The sequence below is a fragment of the Sphingobacterium sp. 2149 genome (assembly GCF_031455655.1).
Classification (GTDB): Bacteria; Bacteroidota; Bacteroidia; order Sphingobacteriales; family Sphingobacteriaceae; genus Sphingobacterium.
This window is the reverse complement of sequence record NZ_JAVDTD010000010.1, coordinates 255,121-274,406: the sequence shown is the minus strand read 5'-3', so window position 1 is coordinate 274,406 and position 19,286 is coordinate 255,121. Positions and strand designations below refer to the sequence as shown.

Below are 19,286 nucleotides of genomic sequence, written 5' to 3'. Positions count from 1 at the left end.
TGGTTAATAATTATTTACTGTTGGAATCAACGCCCAGTGGTAAGGCTCAATATTTTCTACAGTTCCCTTTCCTAACCCAGCAAATTCAACTTTAATTTTAAAGGACCGGATTTTATCGCCCTCGATCACTACAGGTCCGACCAGTCCTCCCCAACCATTATACTTGGTTCCAGCTACGGTATTTGTCGCGCGATCATAGTTCCACGGCGTCGACGGTTCCACATTTAAAGACTTTGCCACTAACTTATCGTCTACGTAGATATTCACAAATGGATGGTTTTTGGCCAAAAATCCCATATACAGATTATATTCTCCTGGTGGAACTTCCACGACTTTATAACCTGTTGAACCATCTGGCTTCCGCTCTAACATAATCGGAGTAAAATTGATTGATGCAGGCTTATTGTCAGCTATATCTCCCCGTATGAGAAGGGTTCGGTAGGTAAGCTCGATCCCCAATGTAGGAAAACTTACCTTATCCCTGTCCTTTGGTTCTATAGCGGTCACATTGGCGAGGCCAAACAGGTTTGCCTTTTCATTTTCAGGTACATATTCATAATAATGAAACAACTGCTTTATCATTTGAATATGGACATTATTGGGAATTTTTAATTTGGTTACGTTAAAGATTCTACCGTTACTCATGCGTTTATATTGCGGATCTACCAGTTGTATACCTGGCTTCCATAAGCGATTAAAGGCGGACGTCAGATCCTTTGTGCCATAGTCAGTTATAATTTCATTATAAAAAATAGCCTCTTTGATCCATGTATAGGCGATTAAGGAGTCTTCTCTCAAAAACTTCTTTCCAAATTGATTATAGAGACGCTGTAAATCATCAAAACAATTTTTAATAACCTGATTAGCAGGAAGGAACATCGTAACATTTGCAAACTCAGAGCGGATGTTCGCCTTTTCAAATATTGGATTTGTAATGGTAAATACGGAGTCGTATAACGTGTTCCCAGTTGGATCTACCCCTATGGGAACACTATTTGACAAATCAAAAATCGTATCATTCATGGCGAGAACGCTATCTCGAATGATCGAATAGTCATTCCCCAGACCACGGAGATAATCATAAATGCTAACGTCCGGCTTCAGCAACAGATCAATTTCATGCACCACCCCGTTTTTACAAAATTGATTGGCCTTAATCAGTTTGGCGTCACCAACATATGCCTGATTATCCTTCCGTGAAACCATCAGATACTTCCCATTTAAAGTAATTAATTTTAAACCATCTTTAAGTTTTCCACTGTCATATTTGAGGTTATTAATATGATACTTTAAGATCGAGATTTTATCTTCTGTGGATGATTCAAAGGCTGCCATCTGATCATTAGGTACCGCCCATATGGTTAATTCTTGATCGCGGGTCAGCTCCTCAGCAATCCCATATTCTTCCAGTTTTGAGACAAATAGGCTGTATTGTGGTTGAGTTTTAAGATAAGCTAACAAATCTAATTGCGATATGGATTCTTGTTCCTCGTAGTGCTCATTCCAATTCTTTTTACATCCTGTTACTGCAACAAGCATGAACAGGAGAATTCCTACAACGTTTTTCATGTGTGTATAATTAGATCTCATTTATTTGGGTCAATTAATCGGGTCGAACTGGATGTAATCTAACGTCAGCAACTTACCATCCAGTGATAGTATGCGGAGGGTATGGTCTGTTGTTTCCCTAAATTCCACGGTTCCTAAATCCTGCGTCATCATTTTGTCGGAGCTGGTATTGGACATCACCAACCGGGGATACAGCATTTCATTATCCAATACAAAGGCACAAATTCCTGTATTTGAAGCATATTTAGTACTAGGCCACGTCAATTTGACTTTGTATTTTCCCTTTACAATAGTGGGGCTTCGCATCTGAATCCATCCCGATTCGCCCAATTCTACACGTAAATGATCGTAATTCAGCGGACCGGTATACCAAATACCGTCCGCACTCCTGTTGTTACGATAAATCAATACATTTGACTTGGTCTCTGGTTGCGCCCGCCATGTAATACTCGTCAGCTCGTTGGCCACAAAGATTTTATTGTATTGCGCTCCAAGGCTCGGGTTTCTGTATTGGGTAACATTGGCGGCAATATCTGGGTAGTCTGTAAACTCCCAAATAACCTTGACCTGCTCTGGAACGAAAATTGGCATCCAATGGCTAATATCGTGCAATACACCATTTTTGCAGGGGATATTGATTTCATTAAAATGAATAGCACTGCCGACACGTTCATCGGTATTAATAACCAAACCTTCTCCTCCTTCGCTAATTTTTATCAATTCGTATTGGGCCATGGTTTCCAAATTCATTTTTGTCGCGCCAGCGGGGAATTTACCTAAATCGGCAAAAGAGCGCTGCTGCGCCAATAGGTGGTAAGCCATGTAACGGTTAGCAAGATTGCTTGTCGATTTCAGGTCTGATCCTGATGCGCCCAGTTTATTCAATAGCTCTGCTAGCGTATGAATGCCTTCTTTCAGGTAAACAGCATCACTTACCGCAAATGCCGTATATTTGAATCGCTGTTGAATTGGATTTCCATCCGGGTCTGTGCCTGCTGTGTAGACGGTATTTAATCGCACGTCATATCCGGTTGCCACGGCCAGATCATGAAATATGCTATATTTTTGATCCTTCAATCGATCCAATATAGTCGCTGTAAGAGGTTCCAAAACATCGTCTACGCTATGGATAATTCCATTAGTTACCTTAATATCGAAAGCATTAAATCGCGATAGCCCATTCAAATAGATCTGATCCAATCCACCATCTTTGAACTCCACAAAAAGATTATCATCGGTAGCATTTAAATCTGAGATTGCCCCACTTTGAAACTGACCGAGGTCAATTGAAACATTTGGAACAAGATGATAACGCACCAAATAGTTAGCATCGTCTTTTGTCATCTGATCAACCGAAGTCAGATTCACTTTTTTGAGATATCGTTCGACACCATCGTTGACTGGAGCAAAGAGCGTGTATATGGTATTAATATTTAATGTATTGTACAAATCTGCTTTCTCGAGGATTTTGACCCATAGATCATATTTTTCGGGCTGATTTTTAAGGTATGCAGCCATGGGTAAATCTTCATACGCTGAATAGGTACTATTTTCGAAATCATCTTTACAGGAGGAGAGTAGGATTGAAAATAATCCAATAAAAAGCAGCACAAGGTTAGAAAGAGGAATAAGATTCTTTTTCATTTTTGCATTAATTTAGGTTTTCATAATACGGGTTCTGCACAAGCAATTTATTATACTTCAATTCATCGGCATGTATTGGCAAATAGTGCGCATTCTCATTGAGCAATAGGGATCTAATCACAGGTGTTGAGGCTCCTGATACGCCGAGTAATACTTGTTCGATCAAATATTCTTTATATTTATATTGATCTCGTTGCGCCACACGCAATAGATCAAACCAACGTTTTCCTTCTCCCACAAACTCCCGTGCACGCTCATCCATTAATGCTTTCAATATATCCAATTCGGTACTCCCTGCTTCGAGCGGGCGGGAAATTGAGGCCCTTGACCGAATCGTAGTGATCAATTCTACCGCTTGTGGGTAGTAACTTTCTCCTTTCATAATCAATGCTTCGGCCTTCATCAGGTAAATATCCGCCATCCGATAAATGATCCAATTTTGATCACTATAGGGTCTAGGAATCGTTGTATTTCCTTCTGCCCCTAAATATTTCCAAAGCTTGTAGGCAACCGTTTCGTAGGATGCCCCTGCGCCGCGGATATCTTCGGCATTTTCTGTAAATAGCGACACACAATAGTTGGATATGATCCAATTATAGTTGGAGCCAAATATTTCCATCAATTTATTTGTTTGATTCTTGGTATAATCAAATTGGATTTCAAAAATCGCCTCGTTGGAATTTCCGGGATTAAAAATACTGAACCAATTATTCTTATTATTGACTGTTCCCTGCAAGAGCCCGTACTTTCCTGACTGCAATATGGCATTACAGGCGATTATCGCCTCATCATATTTTCCCAGCCAGAGGTAGACATCGGCCAGCAGCGCTTGTATAGCCCATTTTGTGGAACGCCCTTTGGTTTCCCAAACCGTTGGCCAGATCTCCTTGCCGTTGTTTGACGCAACCGTCAGATCCTGCACAATCTGATCAAAGAGCTGAGCTTTGGACGATTTTGACAATTCGTATGCTTGCTGATCGTCCATATAGGGTTCTAGGATCAATGGTGCCTCGCCAAAAGTCCTAACGATGTAGAAATAACTGAGTGCTCGCAAAAAATAAGCCTCCGATAAAAAAGATGCCATAGTCGCTTGATTAAACGCTGGATCTTTTTCAACAACAGCAGGGGCATACTTTATCACCATATTGGCATAATTGATAATCTGATAAAATTCACCCCATTTTGCATAATTGTTTGTCGGCAAAAGCGAGAAGCTTTTTAACCTTAAAAGATCGACATCAACATATCCACCTAAGCTCAGTGTATTTCCCCGGCCTTCGCCCCATACTAGCATTGTTTTAACAGCACCTTGTAATTTTACATAGGCCGCACCTAATACAGCTTCTACTTCAGCTTTATTGGTCCAGTAAGCATCACTGACCTGTTCATTCTGTGGTTTGAGATCAAGCCATTTCTGACAAGATGCCGCTGGCAACAATAGACACAGCATCATTAATTTATAGCATATTTTCATCACTTCCTTTTTTTAAAAGTTTACATTTACCCCCAAGGCAAAGCGTCTTGGACGTGGCGTACTTGCATTATCCTGGCTCAGCATATAAATATTACTTGAGAGGGAGACTTCTGGATCTTGACCAGAATAATCAGTCCACGTAAAGACATCCTGAACCGTCGTAAATATTTCACAGCGGGTCAATCCCCATCTTTCGATTACTTTTTTAGGAAGTGCATATTTGAGAGAGATCATTTTTAACCTAACAAAAGATGCATCCTCCACAAAGCGGTCCGACCCTAAGTAATTGTAACCTTCACCATATAGCGCCCGTGGTATATCTGTAACATCTCCCTCTTGGCGCCACCTTCCAAGTACAGCGGTACTTTGGTTAGCTGTACCATACATATTCTCCGTATTGATCCGTACCTGATTGACTACTTTTTGGCCAAATCTACCGTGCAAAAAAGTACTTAGCGCAAAAGCTTTGTAACGCAGGTTTATCCCGCCCCCCATTGTAAATAAGGGCATTGCATTTCCTAAATAGACAATGTCATATTGATTAATCACACCATTCCCGTCGATATCCTGATATTTGGCATCGCCGGCAAATACCCGCCTGTTGCCATTTACCATATAGACAGGTTGCCCCTGTAGGTCGTACATTACTTTTCCGTCCAGGTCTTTGGCATAGGTGTCTTGTTCGTTCTGATATACACCGAGATAATGGTAGCCGTAAAATGAGCCTACTGGATTGCCTTCGATAATTTTATGCGCATATTTGCCATTACCGAAGTTGTAGTTCTCAAATTGCATGTTATCGGGAAGTACAATAACTTCATTTCTATTACGTGACACATTCAGATTAACAGAGAGACCAAAATCCTTGGAGCGGATTGCCTCAGCATTGAAAATCAATTCCCAGCCTTTATTGGCTAATTTGCCAGAATTGTAGTACCGCATTTTACCAAAACCAGTGGATGAAGGTAATGTCACGTCCTTTTGTAGGAGGTCTGTGGTCACCCGATTATATAACTCACCCGTAAATTGAAGTCTATTTTTAAAGAAAGAGAGATCGACACCAAAATCAGTTTGGGTTATCGTCTCCCATTTAAGATTATCCAATTGAATGGATACTGGTCCCACAGCAGTCATATCAATATAACCTGGCGTGAGCGGCTGAAACGTGCCCAAATAGGTGAAAGCGCCCGAAGGGGCATTTCCACTTTTCCCCCAGCTAAAACGAAGTTTCGCCGTACTGATAAGACCAAGTTTTTTAATAAATTCTTCGTCACCGAGATGCCAGGCAGCGCCAATTGAAGGAAACCCTTTCCAGCGATGTTGTGCCGAGAGACTGGAGTTGGCCTCCCAACGGTATGTACCACTGACGATATAACGATCCTTATATGCGTAATGCAAACTGGAAATCGCACCGATATTCCGTGTTTTAGAATTTCCCGACCCCATATTCACGACGGCGCCGCCGGCGGTTGGATCACTTAAAGATGATGATGCGTTGCCTGATGTCTCACTGGCATAGCTAAACTTTCGTGCTTCATTTGTCTGCAATAAGCCCGTAGCAACAATGCTATGCTCTTTTATCTTTTTATTGAATATAAATTTATTCTCGGTGTTTAGGTATAACTCATCTGACAGCATATCCGATCCCCTATTGAAGAACGGGTCGGTCCAGATAACTCCGGTAACAGCCTGCGGCAAATATTTTCGATTTTTTGTTGACCTGGTATCAAATCCAACTGTACCAATATATTGAAGCGCTGGAATAATAGTATAGATCCCTCGAAAGACGACCCTTGCTTGCTCGCCGACAGTATTATTGATTGATTCATTCACCATCGCTACTGGATTGAACATTTGATTGTCGCCAAATGAACCCTGAAAGTTGATCCTTGGCGTAAAATATTGATCTGTATACTGACCATCCTCTCCGATGACGTAAGGACTCATATTTGGCATTTTTGTCATTGCCATACCTCTTGGCGTACTCACATCTTCACCCGTCCAAAAATTCTTCCGATCACTAATGGAATAGGACATATCAGCATTAACATTAAACTTGTTAGAGAATTTATAATTGAGACTCAACAGTGAATTATAGCGATTCAGTTTGGTTCCTTTTGTCGTTCCCACATCATTTAAAAAACCTAGCGACAGCCTGTAGGTGGCTTTATCTCCTCCGCCACTAATCGAAAGAGAATTATCTTCGAAATGTCCCACTTGGGTCACTTGTTCAAGCCAGTTGGTATTTTGATTATACTCATTAAAATAGACCCATGATGGATCATATTTAATTTCGTTCGTATTATAGAGTAAATTGAGGTATGGTAACGCGGAAGTATAGCCCAGATCATTCACTGAATTCCAAATGGCATCCTGTACCAGTGCGACGTATTGTCCTCCATTTAACATGGGGATTGTTTCTGCTTCGCGCTTAACATCCAATTTGCTGGACAATGCAAATTGGGTTTTACCCTTACGTCCTTTTTTCGTGGTAAAGAGTAAAACGCCGTTTGCGCCTTTAGAGCCCCAAATCGCTGTAGCCGCGGCGTCTTTTAACACTTCGATGGATTCGATATCGTTAGGAGATATATTCACTAGGCCACCAAAATCTTCGTCGTTAGCGGTGGAAAAATTAAAGTCGCTACCTATGGAGGTAGGATAAGGAACACCATCAACAACGATTAAGGGTTCTGAATTACCATTCAACGAGGATGTCCCTCTAATCCGGATAGAGCTTCTTGCACCGGGGTCTGCGCTAGACACGATATCCACATTCGCCAGCCGACCTTGTAGCCCACTTTCAATAGAAGCAAAAGGCAGTGCTTCCAACTCTTTCATGTCAAAGCGTTCTGTCGCCGAAACCTGATTGCGGTAGTTAATTCCCATGCTATTCTTTGTATTGGCCTTCTCTCCTGTAACGACAACCTCGTCAATCATACGATCGTCTTTAACGAGCTTGATGATTACAGTGCTCTGCCCGTTAAATGGAATTTTTGTGGTCTTATAACCTATACAGGCAGCGACAATAGTTAGGCCTTCACCGGCGGGAACTCCAATGGTGAATTGACCTAAATTGTCTGTTGAAGCGCCCATCAAACTCCGATTATCTTTGTTTTCGATATAGACGGAAGCCGCTGCCAAAGGCGCGTTTGGTCCGCTTTGGACAGTACCGGTCAAGACTTTTGCACGCTGCCCATAAGCAGGCAGTACAAAAGCAATCCAGGTAATGATTAAAAATATATTTAGCTTCATGAATTTTAGTTTATGGTAATGAATCAACGCGAATGAAACCATGCTTATGGCTTTAAAAGTTTGTTGATATGATAGACAGCTCCATCATTAAATACTTGTGGCAGATAGTCTACGATTGAAATGTGCGTCCCATCTGAATCTTCCAAACTCAGTCCCGTCCCATAATCCATTAGGGTAATTTGCCGATAAAGGTTATACCCTGTTCTTCGTGTGGTATTCCAGGTTCCCTGAACACCGAAACCGGGGAAAGGATAATCGCCAATAGAATTGTCGGATACGGAAACAAAATAAGATTTAAGATATTCTGCCAAGGCTGTCTTCTCTGTTGGAATCAGGCCCGCAGCTAGGCCCGACAACACTGTGGCATTATCCGGGGCGAACAGAATAAAACGATTGCCAAAAAGAAAGGACAGCGAGCTGCCTGCATCTATCATCCCTGCTTTAGCCAATAACTTCGAAAATTCGGCATATTTATTTAGCGGATTGCTACTTGTTTCAGCGCCAATCAGTGTAAACTTAATAGTCCGCGTTTCACCCAGTAGCGTTTGCGCTACTTCATAACTTTTCCCATTATACCAATTGCCTGCAAGTGGCAACACAGACACAGGCTCGTTGCTATTGTATGTCGTTGTTGAATATAAGTTGCCATTTTTCGTGAAGATATAGTTGTATGGATTCCGGGTGCGGTAAACTTTGGCAGCAGATAAACTTGTGATATCATCATATACAATATGGTCCGAAACAAAAAGTTCCTGTTGCCGTTGCGACATTGCCACCTTAACACCGTCGTTATTTTGAATTTGGACTTCTTCGTCTCCAAATACAAAGGGGTTACCTTCATTCCAGAAGATATAACTATCGCCATAAAGCGTACTTAGTATTTCTTCATCGGAAGGAATCAACAGTGTGTAACGTATATCTTTGCTCGTGAGTGTTTTGAACATACCCGAGTTATGGAGCATATACATGAAAATTTTGTATTTTGGATTGACCAACACGGGGCCAGTCACACTATTAAAAGCTTCCGGAATTAACACTTTATTTAACCCATAGAATGTTCCATTAGAGGCAATCGCTTTATCTCCTACGTCCGACTGAGTATTGAAAACAATAGGAATTCCATCGACTGTTTTGATATCGGGATTCTTACCGATCTCAGCAGGAAAGACTATATTTCCAGCGTATACGTGGTTACGTAGCATCATTGCCAAAGGCAACATATCTACCTCCTTCATCGACGGATAATATGATTTAAAATATTGATTAAAGAAAGTCGACAATGCTTGATTATTGGGCGCAAATACATTAAACGCTTTATAGGAAAGATCGCCAAGATTGGCATAGTCTGGAGTACCTGACTCACCATTATATGACCATTCCGAAGCAATCGCAGGTAAAGCACCATGGTGAACTAAAAATAAGGACTCTCCTGCAGCTGCATAATTCATACTCGCCTGTTCATCATACGTGTAAGTTCGAAAACGGTCGTAAACAGCCAAGAAATCCTTGTAGGCTGTACTATGATCCAATCGTTCATAAACAGTAGGTAAGGGCGCAATTACCTGATCGATCACATACACATAACCATTATCTGCAGGAATATCATATTCCGTAATTCCTGCATTCGAGACATTAAAACCAGTTGTTCCTGACCAGCTATCTGCTCCAAAAAAATATTCATAATTCTGCTTTGCATCAATTCCTTTAGTTTGAAAATGGGTCGCAGAAAGAACTGGAACAAACCTGTCTTTATGATATACTTTTTTGACAATTCCATCGGTTACATCCATTTCTTCACTGATGGAATCTTGACTTCTGCTGCGGTGTTTGTAATACAGTCCTGCAAAAGCTGGTTGCAGATTTTGACTCCCCTGCGGTTGATAATTCATCAGTCTATTTTTATCGTACGAATAATAGATCAGATGGTAACCGATCATTTTTTTTAGTTCGTGGATTGGGATTTGATCTATCGAGGCCAGGTTTCTATCCTTCAGATAGCTTAAAAACACAGGGTCGCTGGGCGCAAAGACAGATACAATTGTTTTGCCATTCAATATTTCTTTAAAACCAGCACGTTCAACCGCTTTTAAAAAAATGGTAAATTCTTTGCGATTGTCCAAAACCTCCCACACATTGCCTTTCAGCCAATCTGGTCTCTCATAGTGCGATACAAGTTCCTTTTTGGAGCAGGAATATGTACAGGCTAAAAAGACACTAATAACATAGATGAATAGTCTTTTCATAAAAATTAAATGTGCCAATTTGTTAATACTGGCATTGGTTTATAATTGGAGTTTGATGATCGGGAACTAAACTATATTTATTTCTGAGCAAGCAGGATCAAATAGGCTTCGAGATTGAGATAACCTTTGAACAACTGCTGAGTACTTAATTGCAGTGCATCCGCACGATTGTTTTTGTCCAGCTTTAACTTTTCCTCCCATTCATCCGGTATTCCATCTCCATCCGAATCCAACGGGATATCTGCGCTCTCATAATAACCTAAACCGCCATTTTCCAGGGGAAGGTCAGATTCCCGATAGGTATAAAATCCCAAAGTTCCTTTACTTTGTAGCTCAGTGACTAAAAAAGCATCTACTTGGTCTCTTTGGGGCAATATGGCACCGACGTTATTGATCAGGTAGGTATAGGCATCTTTGGCACTTAATTTTGGTCTCACAGAGGGATAGGCCGTGTAAACGTCGATGGTTTTAAAATTCTCTGCGGCAATGCCCGGGTACCAGATTTCATTCGCTTCAATGCGTTGCCCGTCCAATATTCCATTTTGATTGTTATCAAAGTAATTACCCGACTGATAGAGGTTAAAGTTGCCGTTTCCTCGCGAGAAGGGAGTTGTTTTGGTCTTGGGTGTTGACGGCCCACCAACAAAATAATTGTTCAATATGGTCACATTAGACTCCCCGGAGGATTCTCCTCCTAGAATATAGGCATCGGCAGATATTGCATGATCCGGATAGGTTGTATTTGCATTCCCAAAGTTATAGACAACATTGTTCACAAATTCGTTGACTCCTTTGACTTTTGGATTTCTAGTTTTGTTACTATGATAAAGGGATCTGATAATCGATATTTTTCCACTAGTCTGTATCAATCCGCCAGCGGAATGATTATGGCGCTGCAGGCCTTGACCAATAATCGAATTTTGAATGGTGATACTATCCGGTTCATTTCCTTTATTATCCCAATTAATAGAAAATACCTCATCTAAGCCCCAAGAGAAAGACATATGATCGAGCATGATATTTTTTCCATTTGCAATACCAGAAGCATCATCATTTTTTCCTGCCCCTGCATTGGCTCCAAGCCTAATGCGAAGAAAACGTGCTATCGTTTCATTTGATCCTGTAAAAGAGACCTTTCTTCCATAGAGTACAATGCCCTGTCCTGGAGCGGTGTGACCTGCAATTGTCGTATGTGCTGCAATGGATACATTCGATTTGAGGTAAACAATCCCAGCAACCTTGAATAAAACGAAACGTCCTGGTTTGCTGACTGCATCCCGAAAAGAGCCTGGTCCGCTGTCATTCAGATTCGTCACAAAGTAGACGCTTGGCGTGATTGCTGCTCTTGCGCCTTTCGCAAAACGGCCGAAGCCCTCTGCTCCAGGGAAAGCTACTAATGCAGAACCGTCTGCTGTGGCATTGTGCGCTATCCATTCAATCCAGTCCAGCTTTGAAATAAGCCCTTCTTTAGCGCAAGAAATAAATATCATAGCCAAAGCGCCAAAAGAAAATAGACACCTTCTTTTCATAATAATGAATTTTCAAGCCAACTCGCGTTAGCTTTTGGGTTTATAATTGTATCATATTGGTTGATTCAATATTACACAATGCAACCGGTTTCATCATCCTGCACTGTACTGCTATATGTCCAAACGACACATTGATACTCAGAGGCTATCGGTGCTTTTCAAAGGGGACACTATCCTTTGGCCATCGTTCTTATTTCCTATATCATCTATTAAGGCATTTTTTTAAATCCTTCTTTTTTTATAACCCATGAACCATCTTTTGGAAATCCAGGAAGATCACCTGTGGACGCATCCCAACCTTCAAGCATCATCGCAACGGTTGTTAACACACCGCCATTGCCGGGCAGATAGATTCTGAGCCGTCCATCTTGGTAATTATGACCATTTTTGAGATAGGTATTGGTTTGGACATTCATAAATAGTGCATCAAGTGCTTTATTGGGAAGATTTAGACGAGCAGCATTCATGGCCGTCATCGGGAAATCCCATCCCCAGGTTTTTTCCCAATGCCATTTCTTCCAAATGACATCCAGCGTATTTTTCATCACATCTTTATTTAGCTTCGCGGATTCAGGAACCATGCCCAATGCACCGAGTACCGCAGGATGGTCTGTCATCCATCGATCGTAAGTATAAGAATCGGGCGCAGTTTCCGTGGCCAGGTAGCAGTTGTCTTTCATTGGTAAGGGAGCTAATTTGTCAATAACTTCATCCCATTTTGCCACCCTTGGTTCTCCCAGACGCTCCTTCCATTGTTGGGCGATACGAAGCGCCCAATCCCAATAAGCAACCTCATAAGTAGGGTTCAGTGTTTCGGAAGCTTTAAATACTTCTTGCGCCGGAATAACTCCCTTTCCGATATTATAGCGACCTGTTACCCGATCATAATGGGCAAAGTCAGCCATAAAATCAGCCGTTGCAAATACCAAGTTCTTGTATTTTTTCAAGACATCCAGGCTCTTTTTGTCACGGTATGCCAATTCGGTCATGTAAATGATATGTGGCTGTTGCCAAACTAAAAAAGCAGCTACAGATGAGGGACTTTCATGGCCATCGTTGTCAGACATTTTAATCCATCGAACGCCTTGATAGCCTTGCCGCTCGGCCAGTGCCCTGGCCTTTTTAAAAGTCCTAAAATAATAGTCTAATGTTTTTTCCATCATGTCTGATCGCCCCCATAATGCAAAATGTACGGCATGCCACCAATGCATTTCCGTGTGCGGCTTTCCATACCAACTATTAAAAGTAAGACCTGTTTCTTGGGGTGGATTGCTTCCACCACACTGTACCTTTGTCAGGTATTGAGAAAGCACCACTCTTCTTTCTAATTCATTGGCTCTGGGATCTGTACTTCCTGCAAAATCAACGGCAGCACCGCTTTCCCAAAAACGCTTCCAGGTATCGGTACTTTCGGCAGCAGCTTCCGTAAACCCATACTCACCTTTGTCAACGTTGTTTGTTTCTGCAAACCCAAATGAAAAATCAAACTCTCCCAGTGTACTAGCGGGTTGGTAAACAAAGTAATGCGAAGCCTTATTTTTTAGGGTTCCTTGGGAGTAATTCAGTTTTGTAACATAACTTGTGCCCTGTAACTGATGATTTATCACTGCACCATTTGACGATTGATTGATGATGGTGGTTTGATGGTTATCCGCCTGATTATAATTAGTCCCTTCATCCAAAAATTTCCCGCTGGGATACGGATACTGTATAAATATTTTAAGCCTTTGCTGTGCGATTAATGGAGAAACAACATGTACAGCAATACGGTCACTTCCTTGATATGCGGCCGTTTTTACGGCAATTGGCTCTCCCTCTATGCGAAATTCACTGGTAATAATACCGGTCCAGAGATTTAATTCCTGCCGAATGCCTTCAATATCCTTGACCGTAGCCCGTTGGCCATTTTTTAGATACAGCTCCAACCCCACGTTCCCTAATTGCAGGCGATGTTTGTTTTCTCTGAAATAGTTTACTGCACCGGCATTACGCGCTGGCTCTTTCAGCTGCACACTATATTTTGCACTCCGGCCTTCGTTGTTAAAGTCGTAAGATTGTAAGGTTTCCTCAAATTTATAGTTCTTAGTATTTGGAAATGCGTCCCAACCCCACTCAGACTGTGTTCCTAAAGAAACTCCGTTTTTGTAATAGATCGGAAAAGATTGCATCCCTGTAGCATCGACCGTATAGGCAAAGGTACCATTCCCCACGGTTAGTGATGCTAAAGTATCCATAGCACGATTGGAGACGTTATGCCTCTTAACGACATTTTCTCGATTAATTTTAGTCCCTTGCTGAGCTAACACCAACATAGGATTTAAGGCACTTATAAGGAAAGTGAAAATAATACTAAACTTCTTTTTCATCTATATTGTATTTTTAGATATACGCTACCCCAGTGCACGATTTCTACTAGAAATTTCGGCGTACATTTTAATATTTCTTAATTTATCTATCGGACTAAAGTGAGACTTATCAGACCGATGACCGCATCGTTTGCTACAGCAATAAGCTCTACGGATTGGAGCGTCTTTTTTACGTTTAGCGGTAAATCCAATAAGGTAGCCGCTCCGCCTTCAATGGCTCTGCTGCTATATCCTTTAATATCGGTGTAATGCTTCCAGGTGCCTCCTTTATACAGCTCGCCCGATTTTAAACTGATTCGATAAGGAATACGATCATCAGGGAGATCAAAAGCATGATTGTCATCTAAATAGTCCTGTTCGATTGGCCACCAGTTTACGGGGTTGATCAGATCAAGGGTATCTGCAGTTCCGTCGCTATATTTCACCTTAATCGTAGCGTTGACAAACTGTGATTGCATGGGATTTGTTGAACCGGAGACCAGAAGATACATTTTGCTGGCCTGACCTGTTAAAGGTATCTTAACGCTTGTGGGATAATTATCCCACTGACTGACAAAGATCACATTTTTGGAATTGTTATTTAGCTGAAACGGAATACCTAGGTAGGACAGATCCCCCTGCATCGCATTTTTCATGATTCCGCTGTCATCTATATTTGCCATAGTCAATGGATAGCACCAATTGCCTATCCCTTGCCAAGGGAGTTGCAACGTCGGACCTTCTGGTCGCGGCGAAAGATATTGCTGTTGAAATATATCTGTCAAACGGGCATTGTAATAATTTGATAAATTTTGTTTCAAAAAACTCGGTTTATCCTTAATCGTCCAATCGGTATAATCTATTTTTTGAAGATAAGTCTTCCCACGCAGATAAAAGTTGTTTGTTCCTTTCGAAAAGATACTACTTGGAAGCCGCAGTTCTTTTGCTTCATTAGATTTTAAATTTAAGGTAGCCTGGAAACTGTTATGCTCAATTTTGAGGTCTTGCGGGTGAACGGAACGATTTTCTACGATTAACCCATAACCTACATGCTTTTTTACAATCGTTGCTTTTAATGGTGGTAATAACCGAATATCAACGGCTTGCCACCAAATCATCTCTCCCTGCTGAAGCTTCACAAAAAAGGTCCCTAACCGCTCATGCTGTACGAAAGAAAATTTTTGCCCTATGCTGTTTACAATAAGACCTTGAGGATCGAAGCTTTCCAACAGTTGGGTATTAGCAGCTAAGGGGACTGACCATTGATCGGTGAATGCTTGCTCTACATTTTTGGTTTCTATTCTTTCGAGTTGACCATCACCAATGATTGAAATATCGAAATCTTTGTCAGGGTCAGATTCAATCACGACATATGGCCTATTAATAGCTGAAGATTTTAGCGACCACTTGGCTTCCTTTCCATTGACCTTCACGGCACGTACCGCTGTAAAATCTACTGGAACTTCCAACGTAAGTTTTACTGGCATTGCATAACGCGTGTTAATTTGAAATGTAATAGTGGTGTTATCTTTTTTATAAGCGTAACTCCATTGCGGCAATTCGATCTGCGCATGATTCCATGTCGCTGGAAAACCAGGCTTAATAAATAATTCATTATCCAATAGACGGGGATGCACGCCAAATAATCCTTCGACTAAGGTACGAGATGCCACACCAATAGGGTCGGCAAAATCACGGTATAATTCGCCTCTAAATGCATCATAATGGGAAAGCTGCTGAAAGTTGGCTGGACTGATCCCATGATACATGCTTTCTATAAGGTTGCTCTTCCAAAGCTGATACGCATCATCCGGCCGTCCGGACTGCCAGTATGCAAGAGCCGTTTGTAAATTCTCGGCTAGAGCAACATTATTGGTGGACCAGGTATAGGGCTGCCATGTCGTCGTAGGCAATGTATATAGGTCATGCTGTTCTTGTCCTTTGACACGAATAGGAATCTTTGGCAAATAATTAGTTACATATTGCAGGTTTTGATAGCTTTCAAAATCATCTAGGATAGCCACATCCGCGGCGTGATAAATGGTCCACAAACCCGGATTTTCGTGTACAAGCTGATTGCCAAGCGCATCCTGAAATTCTGCGAAATATCCCTTTTCTTTTAGCCAAAGTCGGTTTTTTAATGCCTGTTGAATCTTATTAGCTTCCTGTTGATAGGGATTTGCATCTTCACCGATAACCTTTGCGAGTTTGGCCATCATCTGATACGCACGATACATATAAGCGGTCGTATGCGTGACAGCCCCACCAGAATATTGCAATCCATCGCTGGCCCAGATCGCACAATAGGCATCGTACAGGCCATCATTGTCACGATCAAAATTGCGCTTTTCCCAATTGAGATGCCGGGTCAGGATAGGCCACATCTCTTTGATATAAGCGACATCTCCTGTATAATTAAAATGCGATAACAATTGATCGATAAAGACCAAGTTCATATCGTAGTGATGGGGGACAGACTTGTTATTGGGATTGCGGGAAATATAGCCACTGGAAAACATGGAGGTGCCCATTTTCTCCAAATGTCGTGCGAGGTGTAATGCGGTATCCATCACTACGGGGCCGGAGCTTGGTTCCATTACCTGCGAATTGGCGTAGCTCGAAAAGTGTTCTTTCGCCCTATCGTGCCAGCCCAACACATCTGCTGTATAAGCTCCCCGCCAGGCATTCAATCGCATACGCCATGCCACAGCACCATGCAGAAAAGTAGGCGATTCCCAAATACCGTCAGCAGCTACCGACAATGCTGCACCCAAATTATTGATAAAGCGATCCGGTGTATTTATTTTGACCCGACCGGCTAAGGAAGCTCTTTTCTGTTCTGCTTGTTCAAAGATCTTCGCTATGGAGCTTTCAGAAAATTCCGTGGCCGAAAGCTTACCCTTAGCGATTTGAATATAATGTGTTTTTTCAGTCAGATCATATTCTCCCACAAGAATAGGGCTGCCCCTATTTTCCAGGTTCGCCAGATTGGAAAGATCATCCAAAACCTTAGCATCTGACACGCGCAGCTTTGAGAGATCGGAAAAACTACCTTGCATAAACTGCGGCTCATTTTTCTTGTTTTGATACCTGAGCTCAAAACTATTTTTGTGTAGTCTATAGTGGTTACGCTCACAATACGCTGGAAGAAGGTAAAACCCTGATTCAGGATCAGCGCCTATGTCGCCATTTCTACTGAATGTTTGTCCGCTCGCTCCCCCATAGATAGCATACAGCTGTACATCAGATTTAACGTTTTTCGGCTGTAGTTTTACGATCATCCCCTCAGCATTGGCCTGCGCCATGACAGTAATATCAATATAGCCCTTTCCTAATAAAGCATCTTGAATACGATAGTGCATCGCTCCAGGTCGATATCTTGTCTCTATATGATCGGCATCAATCATTTTTTTTCGCAGTTGCTTGTTGCCTAACACAAATTGCAGATTCCCGCCCATTCCTGGCATATATAACGCGAATTCGGGTAGATCTCCTGCTTCAACGCGGGATGCGAGGTTATTACCATAAAGCGCGCGATTAAATCGATATCGCCCATTGACCAGCAGAAAGTCACCCTGATCTTCGGTATAATGTAACGTGCGGTCGTTATCTTGCCAATGCTTGGATTGAGCAAGAGTTTCCTGTAAAAATACGGCAATCGAAAAGCAACAAAAAATCAAACACTTTCGTATCATATCAATAATTATTTCATGCATTAGCGATGCTGAGCTTTCTTTTTTAAGGACAAACATGCTATTTCATGGCCAATGGACTTTAAATTTTCTCGTGACGGATAGGTTATGCTAATCGAAAGACTTGATTTCCTTCCCATTAACAATGACATGCTTTAGTGTTACATGCTTTAGGTAATCTACTTTATAGGCTTCTTTTACACCTTCAATTTTACAATTCACCATTGTAAAATCAGTGACAGGTGAAGATTCATAAGCCGTGGAGAGCACAGCATACTTGCCACCACCTTTTACCTGAAGGTTTTCGACCCAGATATTCCGAATCGTCGGAATATGTTTTCCGGGCTTTTCATAGAACATATTAAAACGCACAGCAGCTTCTTTATACTGTCCCACCTGTGTGTTATAAAAAAACACATTTTCGATAGTACCGCCTCTACTTGAACTGGTTTTTATCCGAAGGGCACGATCTAGATTTGGACTATCCATGACATTGTTAAGCGCGTAGATATTTTTAGCTCCGCCGGCAATCTCGCTACCGATAACGACACCGCCATGTCCATCTTTCATTTCACAATTTTCGATGATATGATTCTCCGCAGGTCGACCAATATTGCGGCCATCTTCGTCTCGTCCAGACTTAATGGCAATACAATCATCGCCGGTATCAAAATAGCAATTCCTGATCCATACATTTTTACTTGCTTCGGGATCACAGCCATCATTATTAGGTCCATGACTCACCACTTTCACTCCTTCAATCAACACATTCTCACATAGGACAGGATTGAGATTCCACATCGGAGAATTAATTAACTTCACGTCAGCAATCCAGACATTTTTGCATAGATAAGGTTGTACAAAATTGGGCCGGAGAAAATTTCCGTCGCCAAATACCCTTTTTTGCGGATCGATCTCGTCGGCCATCTGCTGATGCAAAATTGCACGTGCAGGCTTTTGTTCGCCAGGGCGGCCTTCATGCCAACCATATTTTCTCGCACCGCACCAATACCACCAATGATCATTGTCGGCATTTCCATCCAACAATCCTTTTCCCGTAATGGCAATGTTTTCTTCTTTATACGCATAGATGAATGGGGAAAAATTGACACATTCCATACCTTCCCAACGTGTGAATACCATTGGGTAATCTGCGCTATCTCTACTGAACAGTATCGTTGCGCCTTCACTAACATGAAGATTGACATTGCTTTTCAAATAAATAGCACCGGTCAAGTATACCCCTTTAGGAACCACCACCCGTCCTCCACCTTGCTTATTGCACGTTTCAATTGCTTCTTTAAAAGCTGCTGTATTTTTTGTCTTTCCATCTCCAAGTGCCCCAAAATCGGTGATGGAATAATCTTTATTTCTAAATGAGGGGGCCACAATAATCTTTTTAAGCTGTTCAATTTCTTTTAGGGGCTGCTGGGCACTGCTCCAGGTCGTCTGTTGCGCTTGACCTGCTACGCAGGCAAAAATTGCGAGAATCATACTAAGAATCTTTTTCATTGACTTATAATTGTTTCTGGTTATAC

General features: G+C 41.7%; 9 protein-coding genes. All 9 read right to left on the bottom strand.

Features of this window, described 5'->3' with window-relative positions; translation table 11 throughout:
- Positions 1-3 precede the first annotated feature (3 nt).
- The 9 genes from J2X77_RS16015 to J2X77_RS15975 all read right to left on the bottom strand — a co-directional run bounded on the left by J2X77_RS16015 (position 4) and on the right by J2X77_RS15975 (position 19,260).
- On the bottom strand, positions 4-1,569 hold the full coding sequence (locus tag J2X77_RS16015; RefSeq protein WP_310081568.1) for a fasciclin domain-containing protein: 1,566 nt from the start codon (positions 1,567-1,569) through the stop codon (positions 4-6).
- Between the two features lie 30 nt (positions 1,570-1,599).
- A complete protein-coding gene (locus tag J2X77_RS16010; protein ID WP_310081566.1) occupies positions 1,600-3,213 on the bottom strand; it encodes a fasciclin domain-containing protein in 1,614 nt (537 codons plus the stop codon).
- A 7-nt stretch (positions 3,214-3,220) separates the two neighbouring features.
- Positions 3,221-4,687: a RagB/SusD family nutrient uptake outer membrane protein gene (locus J2X77_RS16005; RefSeq protein WP_310081564.1), complete on the bottom strand. Its 1,467-nt coding sequence runs from the start codon at positions 4,685-4,687 to the stop codon at positions 3,221-3,223.
- A gap of 12 nt (positions 4,688-4,699) precedes the next feature.
- Positions 4,700-7,939: a SusC/RagA family TonB-linked outer membrane protein gene (locus J2X77_RS16000; RefSeq protein ID WP_209578249.1), complete on the bottom strand. Its 3,240-nt coding sequence runs from the start codon at positions 7,937-7,939 to the stop codon at positions 4,700-4,702.
- A 44-nt stretch (positions 7,940-7,983) separates the two neighbouring features.
- A complete protein-coding gene (locus J2X77_RS15995; RefSeq protein WP_310081562.1) occupies positions 7,984-10,182 on the bottom strand; it encodes a fasciclin domain-containing protein in 2,199 nt (732 codons plus the stop codon).
- Between the two features lie 77 nt (positions 10,183-10,259).
- On the bottom strand, positions 10,260-11,711 hold the full coding sequence (locus J2X77_RS15990; protein WP_293882840.1) for a hypothetical protein: 1,452 nt from the start codon (positions 11,709-11,711) through the stop codon (positions 10,260-10,262).
- Positions 11,712-11,920: 209 nt separating this feature from the next.
- Entirely contained in the window at positions 11,921-14,077 is a 2,157-nt protein-coding gene (locus J2X77_RS15985) for a hypothetical protein (RefSeq protein WP_310081559.1), read from the bottom strand.
- An 86-nt stretch (positions 14,078-14,163) separates the two neighbouring features.
- On the bottom strand, positions 14,164-17,751 hold the full coding sequence (locus tag J2X77_RS15980) for a DUF4450 domain-containing protein (RefSeq protein ID WP_293936619.1): 3,588 nt from the start codon (positions 17,749-17,751) through the stop codon (positions 14,164-14,166).
- Between the two features lie 108 nt (positions 17,752-17,859).
- Positions 17,860-19,260 (bottom strand): glycoside hydrolase family 28 protein, encoded by a 1,401-nt coding sequence (locus J2X77_RS15975; protein ID WP_293936616.1) that lies wholly within the window; start codon positions 19,258-19,260, stop codon positions 17,860-17,862.
- Between the last annotated feature and the right edge of the window lie 26 nt (positions 19,261-19,286).

What these genes read in the sequence shown, in the direction of transcription:
- J2X77_RS16015 (WP_310081568.1), bottom strand. Translation starts at nt 1,569, where the DNA reads ATGAAAAACGTTGTAGGAATTCTCCTGTTCATGCTTGTTGCAGTAACA.
- J2X77_RS16010 (WP_310081566.1), bottom strand. Translation starts at nt 3,213, where the DNA reads ATGAAAAAGAATCTTATTCCTCTTTCTAACCTTGTGCTGCTTTTTATT.
- J2X77_RS16005 (WP_310081564.1), bottom strand. Translation starts at nt 4,687, where the DNA reads ATGAAAATATGCTATAAATTAATGATGCTGTGTCTATTGTTGCCAGCG.
- J2X77_RS16000 (WP_209578249.1), bottom strand. Translation starts at nt 7,939, where the DNA reads ATGAAGCTAAATATATTTTTAATCATTACCTGGATTGCTTTTGTACTG.
- J2X77_RS15995 (WP_310081562.1), bottom strand. Translation starts at nt 10,182, where the DNA reads ATGAAAAGACTATTCATCTATGTTATTAGTGTCTTTTTAGCCTGTACA.
- J2X77_RS15990 (WP_293882840.1), bottom strand. Translation starts at nt 11,711, where the DNA reads ATGAAAAGAAGGTGTCTATTTTCTTTTGGCGCTTTGGCTATGATATTT.
- J2X77_RS15985 (WP_310081559.1), bottom strand. Translation starts at nt 14,077, where the DNA reads ATGAAAAAGAAGTTTAGTATTATTTTCACTTTCCTTATAAGTGCCTTA.
- J2X77_RS15980 (WP_293936619.1), bottom strand. Translation starts at nt 17,751, where the DNA reads ATGATACGAAAGTGTTTGATTTTTTGTTGCTTTTCGATTGCCGTATTT.
- J2X77_RS15975 (WP_293936616.1), bottom strand. Translation starts at nt 19,260, where the DNA reads ATGAAAAAGATTCTTAGTATGATTCTCGCAATTTTTGCCTGCGTAGCA.